This is a genomic window from Isoptericola sp. NPDC056573 (assembly GCF_042793335.1).
Classification (GTDB): Bacteria; Actinomycetota; Actinomycetes; order Actinomycetales; family Cellulomonadaceae; genus Isoptericola.
Genome location: NZ_JBHTUY010000002.1, coordinates 422,407 through 437,950, shown reverse-complemented (window position 1 = coordinate 437,950; position 15,544 = coordinate 422,407). Strand labels below are relative to the sequence as shown.

Below are 15,544 nucleotides of genomic sequence, written 5' to 3'. Positions count from 1 at the left end.
CGACGGGTCGGGCCGTGCGGTCAGAGCCAGCCGACGGAGGCGTACTTCCACAGGGTCGCGGCCACGAGGACGACGGCCACCCCCAGCGGCAGCAGCCATCCCACGAGCGCCTGCCGCTCGCGGGGCGCGAAGGCGAAACCTGCGCCCATCGCCAGTCCGACCGCCAGGCCGCCCAGGTGCGCCTGCCACGCGATCCCGCCGACGAAGAACGGGATCGCCATGTTGATGGCGATGAGCACGAGGATCTGCGCGGCGCTGCGCCCGGTGCGGCGCAGGACCGGGATGATCGCGCCGAACAGCCCGAAGACGGCCCCGGAGGCCCCGACGACGGCGGTGTTCCACCCGCCGTCGATCGTCGGCGTCGCGAGCAGCAGGTAGCCCACCGAACCGCCGATCGCCGACAGCACGTACAGCGCGACGAAGCGTCCGCGCCCGAACGCCTGCTCGAGGAACGGGCCGGTGAGCCACAGGGCGTACATGTTGAACAGGATGTGCAGGATGCTGGTGGAGTGCAGGAACGCCGCGGTGAGGAAGCGCCACGGCTGGTCCAGCCCCACGGACGGGGCGAACGCCCACCGTTGCGTCCACTCACCGCCCGTGACGAGCTGCAGCACCCAGCTCACCACGCACAGCGCGACGATCGTCAGCGTGACGACCGGCCGCCCGCCCCGCACCGTGCCCCCGAACATCGTGCGCGCGCTCGGGACCGCGCGCGACGCCTCCTTGACGCAGTCGACGCACTGGATCCCGACGGCGGCGGGCCGCTGGCACTCGGGGCACGTCGGCCGGCCGCAGCGCTGGCAGCGCACGTAGGAGACGCGGTCCGGGTGCCGCGGGCACACCGGCGGCGCGTCGGCAGGCTGTCCGAACTGCGGGGCTGGCGGTGTCGAGATGAGTCGGCCCTCCGTGAGGCGATGGAAAGGTCGGGGTCGGGAACCTCGTCGCAGTTCCATCTTTCCCGAAGTGGAGCGCCCCTTGGGCGCGTGAACGGGACTGCGACGAGGTTCCCGACCCCGACCGTGACCAGGTGACCCGGTTTCGGTCTGTGTCGGTCAGTCCTCGATGGTGACGCTGTTGATGACGATGTCCTGGACGGGGCGGTCGCCCGGTCGGGTCGGGGTGTCACCGATCGCGTCGACGACGGCGCGAGAACCGTCGTCCACGACCTTGCCGAAGATGGTGTGCTTGCCGTTCAGCCACGGGGTGTCGCCCGTCGTGATGAAGAACTGCGAGCCGTTGGTGCCCTCGACGGCGCCCGTGACGGGGTTGCGGCGCTTGCCGGCGTTCGCCATCGCGAGGATGTACTTGCCGTCGAACTGGAGCTCGGGGTGGATCTCGTCGTCGAAGGTGTAGCCGGGGCCGCCGGTGCCGGTGCCCAGCGGGTCCCCGCCCTGGATCATGAAGTTGTCGATGACGCGGTGGAAGATCACGCCGTCGTACAGGGGGTCGTTGCGCTCGGCGCCCGTGGCCGGGTCCGTCCACGTCGTGGTGCCCTTGGCCAGCCCGACGAAGTTCGCGACGGTCTTGGGCGCGTGGTTCGGCAGCAGCTCGATGCGGATGTCACCGGCGGTGGTGTGGAGGGTTGCGAACATGCCCTCATCCTCTCACCCTCCCTCTCACCATCCGTCTCCACGACCCGCACGGCGCGACCCGCGCGTACCGCTGCAGGCCAGAGCGCCAGGTGGCACAGTGGGTCCATGGTGCGAAAGAACGTGGGCGACAGCGTCAAGGACACTGCCAAGGACCAGGCCGAGAAGCTCTCCGCCAAGGTGAGCTCGACGATCAACGACATCGACACCGAGAAGCTCAAGGGCTCCGCGACCGAGGCGGCCGCCGTCCTGGTCGACGTCGGCGCCCGTGCTGCGGGCGGGGCGAAGGACGCCGCGAACCAGGCCAAGGACTGGGCCGAGCCGCGGGTCGACTCGTTCCTCGAGTGGCTCGTGCCCCGCGCCGAGAAGGCGTGGCGCGAGAGCGTGCTCGCGGCGGCGCCGCGGGTCGAGAAGGCCGCCGACAAGGCGGGCCCGCTCGTGGACACCGCGCACGACAAGATCGTGGACGACTACCTGCCGCGGGTCGTCACCGCCTTCAACGAGGCGGCGACGCGCGCCGGGGCCGCCGCAGGTGCGGCCGGCGTCCTGGCGGCGGACGCCGCGCGCGACGCCGCGGAGAAGGCCGGACGCGCGGGCAAGAAGGCCGCGAAGAAGGCGGCCAAGGAGGCCACCAAGGCCCAGGCCGCCGCGGAAAAGGCGGCGGAGAAGGCCGCCAAGGAGGCTGAGAAGTCCGGCAAGGGCAAGGGGCTCTTCTGGTTCCTCGCGCTCGCCGGGGCCGCCGTGGCCGGCTATGCCTTCTGGCGCCGCGCCCAGCCGCAGAACGACCCGTGGGCCGAGCCCTGGGAGCAGCAGTCGGGCCCGGACTACGACGGCGCGGCCCGCGACGCGCGGCACGCCGTCGCCGACGCGGCGGAGGCGGTCGGCGAGGCCGCGGGGCACGCCGTCGCGAAGGGTCGCGAGGCCGCCGAGCGCGCCTCCGAGAAGGCCGCCGAGCTCGGCGAGGAGGTCACCGAGGCCGTGGACAAGGCCAAGGACAAGGCGACCGACGCCGCCAAGAAGGCCACGAACCGCACGCGCTCTGCTGCCCGCAAGACCGAGGACGCCGCCGAGGACGCGGCGGACGCCGCGAAGGACACGGGGGAGGGCGACAAGGCCTGATCCGACCCGCCGTCCGGGACGGCACCGCACCGCTCGCCGCAGGGCCCCGTCCACAGGACGGGGCCCTGCGGCTCTCGGTCGGTCGTCAGCCGGACGGCACGTCCTGGAACGCCCGGACCTCGACCCGACCGCCGAGCGCCTCGGCCGCCAGGGTGCCCCATGCGATGGCCGCGGCGTCGTCCGCCGCCTCGATCACCCAGAGCCCGCCGAGGTACTCGGGAGCCTCGACGAACGGTCCCGGGGCGACGGTCGCCGTCTCACCCGACCCGTCGATCGTCGTGGCCGTGCTCGGCGGGTGCAGTCCTCCGGCGAACCGCAGCGCGTCCGCGGCCTCCAGCGACTCGTTGAAGGCGCCCACCGCCGCGAGCGTCGCCTCCAGCTCGTCCGGGTCCATCGTCGCCATCGTGGGTTCGGTCTCGGAGTCGTGCGGCACGGACAGCAGGTACAGCGTCATCGTGACCCCCTCGTCGTGACGGCCGGCCGGACGGCGGGCCCACCCACCACCATGCGGGACCGGGGGCGGGGGCTCAACACCTCGGGCACGCCGGCACGGAACGACGAGACCCCGCACGCCGGCAGGCGTACGGGGTCTTCGGTGGTGGAGCCAAGGGGACTCGAACCCCTAACCCCCTGCTTGCAAAGCAGGTGCGCTACCAATTGCGCCATGGCCCCTGGCGGCCTCGTCAGACGGGCCGGGCGTGCTCAGTCGATGGTGTCGGTGACCTCGGACCACAGGTCCCGGTCGGCCGAGTCCTCGTTGAGACGGCGCCAGACCAGGTAACCCGCGCCCAGCGCGAGCAGGAGGACGAACAGCTTCTTCATCTTCTGCCTCCTCGTCACGACCGTCGTCGTGCGTCTCGGGCCCGGGCCTGAGGTGGCCTGGAGTGGGGCTAGGAGGACTTGAACCTCCGACCTCTTCCTTATCAGGGAAGCGCTCTAACCGTCTGAGCTATAGCCCCGAGCGCGCCCCCGCGAGGGAGCGCGTGCAGCACGGAACATTACCGTACGCGCGGGTCCGTTCCCAAACCGGGGGTGCCGTCGCGCGGTGTGACGTCGGTCCCGGTCGGGACGGGGTTCACTCGTCCGTCAGCGTGAGGTGCACGCCGCCGACGAGTGCTGCGGTGATGTTGTACAGGATGGCCATGATCGTGGCGAGCGCGGTCAGCAGCACCACGTTGACGATGGCGATCAGCACCGACAGGGAGACGACCCGGTCGAACTCGATGAACTGCATGAGGTTCACGGCCTGCGGGCCGATCGTCTCGCTCAGGAAGCCCTGGATCTTCGCGAACGTGCCCATGTCGTTGAGCACGTACCAGACCACCATCGTCGCGACGACGGTGATGAAGCCGATCGCGACGGACAGCAGGAACGCCAGCTTCATGATCGACCACGGGTCGACGCGCGAGACCGACAGCCGCACGCGGCGCGCGCCGGCGCCGGGCTGCGCGGCCCCGACCATCGGGCTCCCCACGGGGGCCGCGGCGGCGGGAGCGGCCGTCCCGTGCACGCCGCCGGCCGAGTAGTGCATCTCCGGACGCGGCTCGGCGGGCTTCGCGGCGTTCTTGGCCGTGCCCGCGACGCCGGTGCTGCCCGCGCCGTCCTGCGCCTTGGCCGGCGCCTCCGGCATGACCGACTGGACCTTCTTCGCCGCACTCCGCGCGGCGGCGAGGGCGGCGGCAGCGGCCTTCACCGCGCCTTCCTTGACGGGGGACGCGCCCTGGGCGGCGGTGGTGCCGTCCGAGGTGACGCCGGCAACGGGCGACGGGGCGGCGACCGGCGGTGCGGGCGGTGCGGGCACCTCACCGAGTCGGACGGCGCCGGCGGACGCCGCGGCCGGTGCCGCGCCCGCAGCCGGGCTGCGGCGATGGGTCGAGTCGTCGATCTCCGCCTCCCGCGTGGGAGGCGCCGACGACGCCCGGGTCGACGCGCTGTTCTCCGTCATCAGTCCTCGTCCCCGCTCGTGGTCTGCTCGTCGGCGGCCTGCTCGTCCACGCTAACCGACTCGTCGCCGCTTGCCTCGTCGACGTCCCGACGCTCGACGTTACGGGCGACGGCGATGATGCGGTCCCCGCGGTCGGGCTTCGCGAACGTCACGCCCTGCGTGGTGCGGCCGGTGAGGTTCACCTCCGCGACCGCCGAGCGCACGATCTTGCCACGCTCCATGATGACCAGCACCTCGTCGTCCGCCTCCGTGACCAAGGCCCCCACGAGGTCTCCACGAGCCTCGACCAGGTTGGCGACCTTGATGCCGTAGCCGGCGCGGCCCTGGACGCGGTACTCCGTGATCGCGGTGCGCTTCGCGAAGCCGCCCTCGGTCACGACGAACAGGTCCGTCCCCGGGGTGACGACGTCCGCGTTGAGCAGCTCGTCCTCCTCGCGGAACTTCATGCCGGTGACACCGGACGTCGCGCGGCCCATCGGGCGCAGCGTGTCGTCGTCGGCGGGGAAGCGGATCGACTGGCCCTTGCGGGACACGAGGATGAGGTGGTCGTCCGCGTTCACGAGCCGCGCCGCGACGAGCTCGTCGGGGTTGCCCTCGTCGTCCTCGCGCAGGTTGATGGCGATGAGGCCGCCCGAGCGCGGCGAGTTGTACTCGCCCAGGCGGGTCTTCTTCACCAGGCCGCGACGGGTCGCGAGCACCAGGTAGTCCGCCGCCTCGTAGTCGGGCAGGTCCAGCACCTGGGCGATGTGTTCGCCGGGCTGGAACGCCAGCATGTTCGCCACGTGCTGGCCCTTGGCGTCCCGACCGCCCTCGGGCAGCTCGTAGCCCTTGGCGCGGTACACCCGGCCGAGGTTGGTGAAGAACAGCAGCCAGTGGTGCGTCGTCGTGACGAAGAAGTGCTCGACGATGTCGTCCTCGCGCAGCGCGGCGCCGCGCACGCCCTTGCCGCCGCGCCGCTGGGCGCGGTAGCTGTCCGAGCGGGTGCGCTTCGCGTACCCGCCGCGCGTGATCGTGACGACGACCTCCTCCTCGGGGATGAGGTCCTCGACCGACATGTCGCCGTCGAACGGCAGCACCGTGGTGCGGCGCTCGTCGCCGTAGCGCGCGACGATGTCGTCGAGCTCGTCCTGGACGATGGTCCGCTGGCGCTCCGGCTTCGCGAGGATGTCCTTGTAGTCCTCGATCTCCCGCTGGAGGGAGTCGTGCTCGTCGATGATCCGCTGGCGCTCGAGGGCGGCGAGCCGGCGCAGCTGCAGCGCCAGGATCGCGTTCGCCTGCTGCTCGTCGACGTCGAGCAGCTCCATCAGGCCGGTGCGGGCCTGCTCGGCGTCGGGGGAGCGGCGGATGAGGGCGATGACCTCGTCCAGCGCGTCGAGTGCCTTGAGGTACCCGCGCAGGATGTGGATCTGGCGCTCGGCCTCCGCCAGCAGGTACTCGGTGCGCCGGCGGACGACCTCGATCTGGTGCGTGGTCCAGTGCCGCACGAAGGCGTCGAGGCTGAGCGTGCGCGGCACGTCGTCGACGAGCGCCACCATGTTCGCGCCGAAGCTGAACTGCAGCGGCGTGTGCTTGTACAGGTTGTTCAGCACGACCTTGGCGATCGCGTCGCGCTTGAGCACGATGACGAGGCGCTGGCCGGTGCGGCCCGACGTCTCGTCGCGGATGTCCGCGATACCGGCGAGCTTCCCGTCGTTGACGAGGTCCGCGATCTTGCTGGCGAGGTTGTCCGGGTTGACCTGGTACGGCAGCTCGGTGATGACGAGGCAGATCCGGTTCTGGATCTCCTCGACGTTCACGACGGCGCGCATCGTGATGGAGCCGCGGCCGGTGCGGTACGCCTCCTCGATGCCCTTGGTGCCGAGGATCGTGGCGCCGGTCGGGAAGTCCGGCCCCTTGATGCGGAGCATCAGTGCGGCGAGGAGCTCCTCGCGCGACGCGTCGGGGTTCGCGAGGTGCCAGCGCACGCCCTCCGCGACCTCGCGCAGGTTGTGCGGCGGGATGTTGGTCGCCATGCCCACCGCGATGCCGGCGGAGCCGTTGACCAGGAGGTTCGGGAACCGGGCGGGCAGGACGACGGGCTCCTGCGTGCGGCCGTCGTAGTTGTCCTGGAAGTCGACCGTGTTCTTCTCGATGTCCCGGACCATCTCCATGGCCAACGGGGCCATGCGGCACTCGGTGTACCGGGGGGCGGCGGCCGGGTCGTTGCCGGGCGAGCCGAAGTTCCCCTGGCCCGCGACGAGCGGGTAGCGCAGCACCCAGTCCTGCACGAGGCGCACGAGGGTGTCGTAGATCGCGGTGTCGCCGTGCGGGTGGAACTTGCCCATGACGTCGCCCACGACGCGGGAGCACTTCGAGTACGCGCGGTCAGGGCGGTAGCCGCCGTCGTACATCGCGTACAGCACACGGCGGTGCACCGGCTTGAGGCCGTCCCGCACGTCCGGGAGCGCACGCCCGACGATGACGCTCATCGCGTAGTCGAGGTAGCTCCGCTGCATCTCCAGCTGGAGGTCCACCTGGTCGATGCGGCCGTGCTGCACCGTGACCGCACCGTCGGTCGTGTCGATCGCCTCGTCGTCCGGGGCGCCGTCCGTCATGTCGGGACCGGGGGTCTCGTCCGTCACCGTCTACCTTCTTCCTGTCCTGCGCCGCCGGGGCGCGGGTTCCGTCGTCCTCGAGATCATGGGTGGGCTGACGTACAACGACGTCCGTACGAGTTGTACGGCGTCGTCGTCAGCCGCTAGATGTCGAGGAAGCGGACGTCCTTGGCGTTGCGCTGGATGAAGCTGCGGCGGGACTCGACGTCCTCGCCCATGAGCACCGAGAAGATCTCGTCGGCCGCGGCCGCGTCGTCCATGGTCACCTGCAGCAGCGTGCGGTGCTCCGGGTCCATCGTGGTGTCCCAGAGCTCGGTGTAGTCCATCTCGCCCAGACCCTTGTAGCGCTGGATGCCGTTCTCCTTGGGGATCCGCTTGCCGGCCGCGATCCCCTCCTTGAGGAATGCGTCCCGCTCGCGGTCGGAGTACACGTAGTCGTGCGGCGCGTTCGACCACTTGAGCCGGTACAGCGGCGGCTGCGCCAGGTAGACGTGGCCGTGCTCGATGAGCGGTCGCATGTACCGGAACAGCAGCGTGAGCAGCAGGGTGCAGATGTGCTGGCCGTCGACGTCGGCGTCGGCCATCAGCACGATCTTGTGGTACCGGAGCTTCGAGATGTCGAAGTCCTCCCCGATACCGGTGCCGAACGCCGTGATGAGGGACTGGATCTCCTGGTTGGAGAGCGCCTTGTCCAGCCGGGCCCGCTCCACGTTGAGGATCTTGCCGCGCAGCGGCAGGATCGCCTGGTTGTGCGGGTTGCGGCCGCGGACGGCGGAGCCACCGGCCGAGTCGCCCTCGACGATGTAGACCTCGCAGTCCTCGGCGCGGTTGGACTGGCAGTCCTTGAGCTTGCCGGGCATCCCGCCGGAGCTGAGGATCCCCTTGCGTCGCGTGGCCTCGCGCGCCTTGCGCGCCGCGATGCGCGCCTGCGACGCCTGGATGGCCTTGCGGATGACGTCGCGCGCCTCCGTCGGGTGCGCGTCGAACCAGTCGACGAGCTTCTCGCGCACCACGCGCTGCACGAACGTCTTCGCCTCGGTGTTGCCGAGCTTCGTCTTGGTCTGGCCCTCGAACTGCGGCTCGCCGAGCTTGACGGAGATGACGGCGGTGAGCCCCTCGCGGATGTCGTCGCCCGTGAGGTTGTCGTCCTTCTCCTTGATGATCTGCTTGTCGCGCGCATAGCTGTTCACCAGGGTGGTGAGCGCCGCGCGGAAGCCCTCCTCGTGCGTGCCGCCCTCGGTGGTCGAGATGGTGTTCGCGAACGTGTGCACCGACTCGCTGTACGCGCTGGTCCACTGCATCGCGATCTCCACCGAGATCTTCCGCTCCGTGTCCTCCGACTCGACGTCGATGATCTCGGGGTGGATGAGCTCGGACTTCTTGGCCGCGTTGATGTGGGCCACGTAGTCCGTGAGGCCGTTGTCGTAGCGGTACGTCACCGTCCGGACGGGGTTCGCGACCTCGGCGTCGGCGGCGGTGACGTCGGTGTCCGCACCCTCCGGGGCCTGGCCGGCGACCTCGTCGTCCGCGACCGCGTGGCCTGCGCGCTCGTCGCGCAGCGTGATCTGCAGGCCCTTGTTGAGGAACGCGTACTGCTGGAAGCGCGAGCGGAGCGTCTCGAAGTCGTAGTCCGTGGTCTCGAAGATCGAGTCGTCGGCCCAGAAGGTCTGCGTGGTGCCGGTGGGCTCGCCCTCGGCGAGCGGCTCGAGCTTCTGCACCTCGGTGACGGGCTCGCCGCCGTCCCGGTACTCCTGGCGCCAGTGGAAGCCGTCACGCTTCACCTCGGAGACGAAGCGGGTGGACAGCGCGTTCACCACCGACATGCCCACGCCGTGCAGGCCTCCGGAGACGGCGTAGCCGCCGCCGCCGAACTTGCCGCCCGCGTGCAGGATCGTCATGACGACCTCGAGCGTCGGCTTGCCCTCGGTGGGGTGCATCGCGACAGGGATGCCGCGCCCGTTGTCGCGGACCCGGACGCCGCCGTCGGCGAGGAGGGTCACCTCGACGCTGTCGGCGTGACCCGCGAGGGCCTCGTCCACAGAGTTGTCCACAATCTCGTAGACCAGGTGGTGCAGGCCCCGCTCACCCGTCGAGCCGATGTACATGCCCGGGCGCTTGCGGACGGCCTCCAGGCCCTCCAGGACGGTGATGTTGCCGGCGTCGTACCCGCTCCCCGGTCCGGCGGCTCCGTTGGCTCCGTTGGCGACAGTGTCGGGACGGGGGGTGTCGGTTCGGTCTGCCACAGGCGGAGCTGCTCCTCGGTCGTCGTGCACGCGCCGACGCTTCGTGCAGTGTGCAGGCGGCGCGGCTCTCAGGTTCCGGGCTGCGCTCGACCGAGCCGTGCGAGAGGTCGCAGCACGACCCGGAATGACCGTCCCAGTCTACCTGCCAGAGGCAAGGAAACGGCGGATTGACGCCGCTGGAGGGAAGTTCCGCACACGTTGTCCACAGGTCGTGGACGACGGGCTCTCCACAGCCTTGTCCACAGGGTTTTCCTCAGGGTTGTCCACAGTTTGGGGGCGATCAGAGCCACTCCTCCGGAACGTCGGGTATTTGTGCTCTGACCGTTATCAACGACTCTCCCGATTTACTCCAAAACCTGGTGTACTACACGACGATTCCCCGTTCCGCACGTCGACTGGCGCGCGCCTGTGCACCGGTCACCACCGAAGGGACAACCCCACAGTGAAGAGGACCCTGGCAGGCGTCGCCGCGACGACGCTCGCCGTCGGAGGGATGCTCGTCGCCACCGCGGCGCCGGCCTCCGCCCACACCCCGCGAGTCAGCGACTCCTGTACCAGCCTCGAGGTGAAGCTCACCCAGTACCAGGGCGCCGACGTCGTCGTCACCATCGACGGCGCGATCGCCGCCGACGAGTCCTTCGGAGACTCGTGGCGCCGCACCTTCGAGCTCGACGGGTCGAAGGCCCACGAGTGGTCGGTGCAGGTCGACGCCCACGACGGCGACCGCTACGACTGGCCGCGCACCCCGGAGGAGGAGAAGGACGCGAAGGGCACGACGACGCCCTGTGTCCCCACGACGCCGGAGCAGCCCGAGGGCACCGACGTGCAGGTCGGGATCTACCTGTACCCGAAGCTCGACAAGGACAAGCCCGCCGCGTGGGAGAACTCCGGGAAGCAGCAGCTGCTCGGCACCACGCCGCTCACCGTCCCCGAGGACGAGCTCACGAACGACCAGCACTGGTACACCGAGCTCCCGGAGACGGACGCGCTCGACGACATCGACCTGTGCACCGGCTGGGGCATCCAGCAGGACCTGGTGCGCGGCGGCGTCGACGACTACACGATGCCCGAGACCATCACGTACCCCGACGGCTCGTCCATGGACGGGCACCTGGTCGACTGGCAGCACCAGGAGCTGAGCGACTTCGGCATCGAGCTGCCGTCCACCGAGGACTGCGCCACGCCGACCGAGCCGGAGGTCCCGGAGCCCCAGGTCGTGGTGCCGCAGGCGCCGGCCGCGCTGGAGATCTGCGGCGCGGACGCGTCCGACGTCATCCTCCCGGCGGACACGGGGGACGTCACCTACCTCACCACCGAGCAGGGCGTGCTCGCCGTGCCGACCGAGGGGCGCACCTTCGGCGACGACCTCGCCGGGTACACCCGCACCGAGGGTGGCGACGTGATCTTCCCGATCGAGCAGCTCGTCCCGTCGGAGGAGGACTGCGCGCTGGTCCCCGGTGACATCGGCGCGGTCTGCGTGGGCGACACGCCCTACCTGGACTACGGCGTCTCCCTGCCCGAGGGCGTCGAGGTGGACAGCGACACTCCGCTGACCATCACGTTCCTCCACCCGGAGGGCGGCGAGAACTACGTCGCCGCCGACCAGCCGCTGGAGGGCGAGCTGCTGTGGCCGGGCGCCTCCGACACCGCGCCGAAGCAGTGGCCGGGCTGGGAGCAGCAGGACGACGGCTCCTACGTGGAGACCGACGGGAACTACGCCTGGACGCGTGACGACGTCGAGGTGCTCTTCGAGGTCAACCCGGAGTACTCGCAGATCGTGAGCTACCCCGAGGCCAACACCGAGTGCGCCAACCCGATCGGCGCCGGCGGCGCGGACGTGGAGGTCGTCGCGGACGACACCGACGTCCCGCCGGCCGAGGCCGAGGGTGCCGACGAGCTGCCGCAGACGGGTGCGACGGTCGGCGTCTTCGCCGGGATCGCCGCGCTGCTCATCGTGGGTGGCGGCGTGCTGTTCTGGCTGCGTCGCCGCATCCAGCACTGACGCACCGACGCACTGAGCGAACGACGGGCCCGGCCGCACCAGCGGCCGGGCCCGTCGTTCGTCTCGTCGTCGCCCCCGAGACGTCAGCCGTAGGTGTCGCGGGGGCCGGGGCCGCGTACCGACCGCCGTCCGCGGCGGAATCCCGGCCCGGCGGGCCCGAGCACGGTGACCTGCTCGACCACGCCTTCGCCGACCTCTTCCTCGAGCCGGCGGAGCAGCGTCGGCACCAGCAGTCGCACCTGCGTCGCCCAGGCGGTCGAGTCGGCGCGCACGACGAGCACCTTCTGCTCGAAGGTCTCCGGCTGGCAGTGGTCGGCGACCTGGGCGCCCACCACCTCCCGCCAGCGCCCGATCACGCCGCCCACGGAGACGTCCGCCGTCCACCCCTTGTCACGCATGAGTCGCCCCAGCACCTCCGACAGGAGCTGGGGATCGCGGGCGCCCGGCCCCTGCCCGGACAGGCGCGGCTCCGCGAGGGGGGAGCGTCGCGCCGGCGAGCCCGGCCGGAGTCCCTTGGCCCGCGCCGCCGCCTTCGCGCGGTTGAGGGCCTCCCGCGCGACCGCCGAGGGCGGCGTCAGCTCGGTGCGGTCCTTGACCGGTCGCGGGTCCTCGCCGGACGACGTGCCGCCCGCGTCGTCGCCGTCGTCGGGGAGGTCGCCCACGACGCTCTCGCCGTCGTCACTCCGCACGACGCACCTGGCCGGGCGTGACCTCGAACCGCGCGCCGAGCAGCCCCGGCGGGACGTCGTCGGGCACTGCGGCGGTCACGAGCACCTGACGTGCCGGCGCGACGAGCTCCGCCAGCCGTTCCCGACGTCGCACGTCCAGCTCGGCGAAGACATCGTCCAGGATCAGCACGGGATCCGCGTCCGTGTCGAGGTCGGGGTCCCAGAACGCGGCGTCCGGCACGTGCTCCGGCTCGTCGCCGCCGCCGAGCAGCCGGTACGACGCGATCCGCAGCGCCAGCGCGAACGACCACGACTCCCCGTGGCTCGCGTACCCCTTGGCCGGCAGCCCGCCGAGGGTGAGGACCAGGTCGTCGCGGTGCGGCCCGACGAGGCTGACGCCCCGCTCCAGCTCCTGGGTCCGCGCCTCCGCCATCGCCTCGAGGATCGCCTTCTCCAGGTCCTCCGCGGCGCGGGTCGTCCCGTCCGCCGTCCCCGGGACGCTGGAGCGGTACGCGAGCTCGGCATCCCCGTCGGCGTCGCTGACCTGCGCGTACGCCGCCGCGACGTGCGGCCGCAGAGCCTCCACCAGCGCCAGCCTCATGGCGAGGATCTGCCCGCCGAGCTGCGCGGCCCGTGCGTCCCAGACCTCGAGCGTGCTCGTGTCCACAGGTCCGGCACCGGACCGGCGTGCACCGCGCAGCGACTTCAGCAGCGCGGACCGCTGGCGCACCACGCGCTCGTAGTCGCCCAGCAGGCCCGCCGCCCGGGGGAGGAGCTGCACCACCAGCTGGTCGAGGAACCGGCGCCGACCGTCGGGGTCGCCCTTGACGAGCGCCAGGTCCTCCGGTGCGAAGAGCACCGTGCGCAGGATGCCGAGCACATCGCGGGCCCGGCCGAGCTGGCCGCGGTTCACGCGCGCGCGGTTCGCCTTGCCCGCGGTGATCTCCAGCTCGACGGTCGATGCCCGATCCCCGCGCACGATCCGCGTCCGGACCACGGCCCGCTCCGCGCCGGCCCGGATGAGGGGGGTGTCGTTCGCGACCCGGTGGCTGCCGAGTGTCGCGACGTAGCCGATCGCCTCGACGAGGTTGGTCTTGCCCTGGCCGTTTCGCCCGACGAACGCATTGGGGCCGAGTTCGAGCTCGACGTCCGCTGCGGCGTACGAGCGGAAGTCGAGGAGGGAGAGGTGGGAGACGTACATCTAACCTGCTCGGCGGCCTGGCACCGCCGGCCTCACTGCGCGGGCTTGACCGCGTGCCCGCCGAACTGCTGGCGCAGCGCGGCCACGGCCTTCATCGCCGGGGACTCGTCCTGCCGAGACGCGAAGCGGGCGAACAGCGCCGCGGAGATCACGGGAAGGGGCACGGCGTTGTCGATGGCCTCGTCGACGGTCCAGCGGCCCTCGCCCGAGTCGTCGACCCAGTCGTCGATCGCTGCCAGCGCCGGGTCCTCCTCGAGCGCCTTGACCATGAGGTCGAGCAGCCACGACCGCACGACCGTGCCGCGCATCCACGCCTTCATCGTGCCGTGCACGTCCGTGACGATGTCCTTGGCCGCGAGGAGCTCGTAGCCCTCGGCGTAGCTCTGCATGAGGCCGTACTCGATGCCGTTGTGCACCATCTTCGCGAAGTGCCCCGCGCCCACCTCACCGGCGTGCACGAAGCCCTCCTCGCGCGGCCCCTCGGGGCGCAGCGCGTCGAAGACCGGCATGAGTGCCTCGACGTGCACGCTGTCTCCGCCGCACATCAGGCCGTACCCGTTCTCCAGGCCCCACACGCCGCCGGAGACGCCGACGTCGATGTAGCCGATGCCGCGCTCCGCCAGCTCCGCCGCACGGGCCTGGTCCTCCGGGTAGTGCGAGTTGCCACCCTCGACGACGACGTCGCCCTCGCCCAGCAGCGTGCCGAGCTCCTGCACGACGCCGCGCGTCGGGTCGCCGGCCGGCACCATCACCCACACGACGCGACGGTCCGCGGGCAGGGCGGCCACGAGGTCCGCGAGCGACGCGACGTCGGACACCTCGGGCCGCGGGTCGTACCCGGTGACCTCGATGCCGCCGCGGCGCAGCCGCTCGCGCATGTTGTTGCCCATCTTGCCCAGACCGACGAGTCCGATGTGGCTGACCATGGGTACCTCCGGGGACGGTGCGGGGCGAACGGGCAGGACGGCGCTCAGCCGGCGAAGCGGATCGGCACGAGCAGGTAGCGGTAGTCCGACGAGTCCTCGCCGTCGAGCGACTCCTGGCCGGTGAACTCCACCGGCTTGTTCGGGTGCGTGAACGAGAGCCGGACGAAGTCGGTGCCGAGCGCGCCCAGACCGTCCAGCAGGAACTGCGGGTTGAACGCGACCTGGATGTCCTCGCCCACCAGCACCGCCTCGAGCGCCTCGGACGCCTGCGCGTCGTCGCCCTGACCGGCGTCGAGCACGACCTGACCGTCCGTGAACGACAGCCGGATCGGCGTGTTGCGCTCCGCGACCAGGGACACGCGCTTGGCGGCCTCGATCAGCGGCGCCGTGGCGACGACGGCATGGATCGGCGTCGCGTCCGGGAACAGCCGCCGCACGGGCGGGTAGTCGCCGTCGACGAGCTGCGACGTCGTGTGGCGGCCACCCGCCTCGAAACCGATGAGGTCGACGCCCTGTCCGGTGGACAGGCCGACGTTCACGAGGCCCCCGCCCCCGCCGAGCGACTTCGCGACGTCGGTCAGGGTGCGTGCGCGCACGAGCGCGACGGCCGAGTAGCCAGGCGTGGCAGGCGTCCAGGTGAGCTCGCGCAGGGCGAGCCGGTACCGGTCGGTGGCGATGAGGGTGATGCGCTCGCCCTCGATCTCCATGCGCACGCCGGTGAGCAGGGGGAGCGTGTCGTCGCGGCTCGCGGCCACGCTGACCTGCGCGACGGCGTGCGTGAGCGCGTCGCCGGTCACGGTGCCGCTCAACTCGGGCATCTGCGGCAGCGCCGGGTAGTCCTCCACCGGCATCGTCAGCAGCGTGAAGCGCGAGGCACCGCACGTCAGGACGACCTTGGTGCCCTCGAGCGTGACGTCCACGGGCTTGTTGGGCAGAGCGCGGGAGATCTCGGCCAGCAGCCGGCCGGAGACGAGCACCGTGCCGGGCTCGGAGACCTCTGCCGGGATCTCCGCTCGCGCCGACACCTCGTAGTCGAAGCTGGACAGCCAGATGGTGCCGGCCGTGTCGACCTCGATGCGGACGCCCGCGAGCACCGGTGCCGGCGGGCGCGTGGGGAGCGTGCGCGCCGTCCAGGTCACGGCCTCGGCCAGGACGTCACGCTCAACCCGGAACTTCATCCCACTCCTCGCGTTGTCGACCCTTGTCGATCGAAGCGGACGTGCGGGCGTGGGGTCGGTGGCCCAGGACCGGCCCGGA

At 71.3% G+C, this 15,544-nt stretch carries 13 protein-coding genes and 2 tRNA genes; 2 read left to right on the top strand and 13 right to left on the bottom strand.

Going from position 1 to position 15,544, the window contains the following annotated elements; genetic code table 11:
* Positions 1 to 20 precede the first annotated feature (20 nt).
* Together ACFQ8E_RS04785 and ACFQ8E_RS04780 are read right to left on the bottom strand one after the other, a co-directional pair.
* Complete coding sequence (locus tag ACFQ8E_RS04785; RefSeq protein WP_430549429.1) at positions 21 to 842, bottom strand: rhomboid family intramembrane serine protease; 822 nt, start codon at positions 840 to 842, stop codon at positions 21 to 23.
* 210 nt (positions 843 to 1,052) lie between these two features.
* Positions 1,053 to 1,592, bottom strand: coding sequence for a peptidylprolyl isomerase (locus ACFQ8E_RS04780; RefSeq protein WP_430549428.1), 540 nt, complete (start codon positions 1,590 to 1,592; stop codon positions 1,053 to 1,055).
* Between the two features lie 105 nt (positions 1,593 to 1,697).
* Between ACFQ8E_RS04780 and ACFQ8E_RS04775 the strand changes: the two genes are divergently transcribed.
* Positions 1,698 to 2,708, top strand: coding sequence for a hypothetical protein (locus tag ACFQ8E_RS04775; RefSeq protein ID WP_430549427.1), 1,011 nt, complete (start codon positions 1,698 to 1,700; stop codon positions 2,706 to 2,708).
* Positions 2,709 to 2,793: 85 nt separating this feature from the next.
* On the opposite strand, the gene ACFQ8E_RS04770 is transcribed toward ACFQ8E_RS04775, so the two are convergent.
* The 7 genes from ACFQ8E_RS04770 to gyrB all read right to left on the bottom strand — a co-directional run bounded on the left by ACFQ8E_RS04770 (position 2,794) and on the right by gyrB (position 9,490).
* Positions 2,794 to 3,162 carry a YciI family protein gene (locus ACFQ8E_RS04770; protein WP_430549426.1) on the bottom strand — a complete coding sequence of 123 codons (369 nt, stop codon included), beginning with the start codon at positions 3,160 to 3,162 and terminating at the stop codon, positions 2,794 to 2,796.
* Positions 3,163 to 3,304: 142 nt separating this feature from the next.
* Positions 3,305 to 3,380 (bottom strand) — tRNA-Ala (locus ACFQ8E_RS04765).
* A gap of 30 nt (positions 3,381 to 3,410) precedes the next feature.
* Complete coding sequence (locus ACFQ8E_RS04760; protein ID WP_217700772.1) at positions 3,411 to 3,530, bottom strand: DLW-39 family protein; 120 nt, start codon at positions 3,528 to 3,530, stop codon at positions 3,411 to 3,413.
* Positions 3,531 to 3,593: 63 nt separating this feature from the next.
* A tRNA-Ile gene (locus ACFQ8E_RS04755) sits at positions 3,594 to 3,667 on the bottom strand.
* A 116-nt stretch (positions 3,668 to 3,783) separates the two neighbouring features.
* Positions 3,784 to 4,653, bottom strand: coding sequence for a DUF3566 domain-containing protein (locus tag ACFQ8E_RS04750; RefSeq protein WP_430549425.1), 870 nt, complete (start codon positions 4,651 to 4,653; stop codon positions 3,784 to 3,786).
* Positions 4,653 to 7,274 carry a DNA gyrase subunit A gene (gene gyrA / locus ACFQ8E_RS04745; RefSeq protein ID WP_430549424.1) on the bottom strand — a complete coding sequence of 874 codons (2,622 nt, stop codon included), beginning with the start codon at positions 7,272 to 7,274 and terminating at the stop codon, positions 4,653 to 4,655. Before gyrA ends, ACFQ8E_RS04750 begins: the two co-directional genes overlap by 1 nt.
* A gap of 116 nt (positions 7,275 to 7,390) precedes the next feature.
* Positions 7,391 to 9,490, bottom strand: coding sequence for a DNA topoisomerase (ATP-hydrolyzing) subunit B (gene gyrB, locus ACFQ8E_RS04740; protein ID WP_430549423.1), 2,100 nt, complete (start codon positions 9,488 to 9,490; stop codon positions 7,391 to 7,393).
* Positions 9,491 to 9,932: 442 nt separating this feature from the next.
* Here gyrB and ACFQ8E_RS04735 point away from each other — a divergent pair, with 442 nt between their 5' ends.
* Positions 9,933 to 11,492: an LPXTG cell wall anchor domain-containing protein gene (locus tag ACFQ8E_RS04735; protein WP_430549422.1), complete on the top strand. Its 1,560-nt coding sequence runs from the start codon at positions 9,933 to 9,935 to the stop codon at positions 11,490 to 11,492.
* An 83-nt stretch (positions 11,493 to 11,575) separates the two neighbouring features.
* Here the strand turns inward: ACFQ8E_RS04735 and ACFQ8E_RS04730 are convergent, their stop codons facing one another.
* The 4 genes from ACFQ8E_RS04730 to dnaN all read right to left on the bottom strand — a co-directional run bounded on the left by ACFQ8E_RS04730 (position 11,576) and on the right by dnaN (position 15,465).
* Complete coding sequence (locus ACFQ8E_RS04730) at positions 11,576 to 12,070, bottom strand: DUF721 domain-containing protein (protein WP_430549500.1); 495 nt, start codon at positions 12,068 to 12,070, stop codon at positions 11,576 to 11,578.
* Between the two features lie 100 nt (positions 12,071 to 12,170).
* Positions 12,171 to 13,361, bottom strand: a complete 1,191-nt coding sequence (gene recF / locus ACFQ8E_RS04725) for a DNA replication/repair protein RecF (protein ID WP_430549421.1) — start codon at positions 13,359 to 13,361, stop codon at positions 12,171 to 12,173.
* A gap of 32 nt (positions 13,362 to 13,393) precedes the next feature.
* Complete coding sequence (gene gnd / locus ACFQ8E_RS04720; RefSeq protein WP_430549420.1) at positions 13,394 to 14,287, bottom strand: phosphogluconate dehydrogenase (NAD(+)-dependent, decarboxylating); 894 nt, start codon at positions 14,285 to 14,287, stop codon at positions 13,394 to 13,396.
* Positions 14,288 to 14,331: 44 nt separating this feature from the next.
* Positions 14,332 to 15,465 (bottom strand): DNA polymerase III subunit beta, encoded by a 1,134-nt coding sequence (dnaN, locus tag ACFQ8E_RS04715; protein WP_430549419.1) that lies wholly within the window; start codon positions 15,463 to 15,465, stop codon positions 14,332 to 14,334.
* Between the last annotated feature and the right edge of the window lie 79 nt (positions 15,466 to 15,544).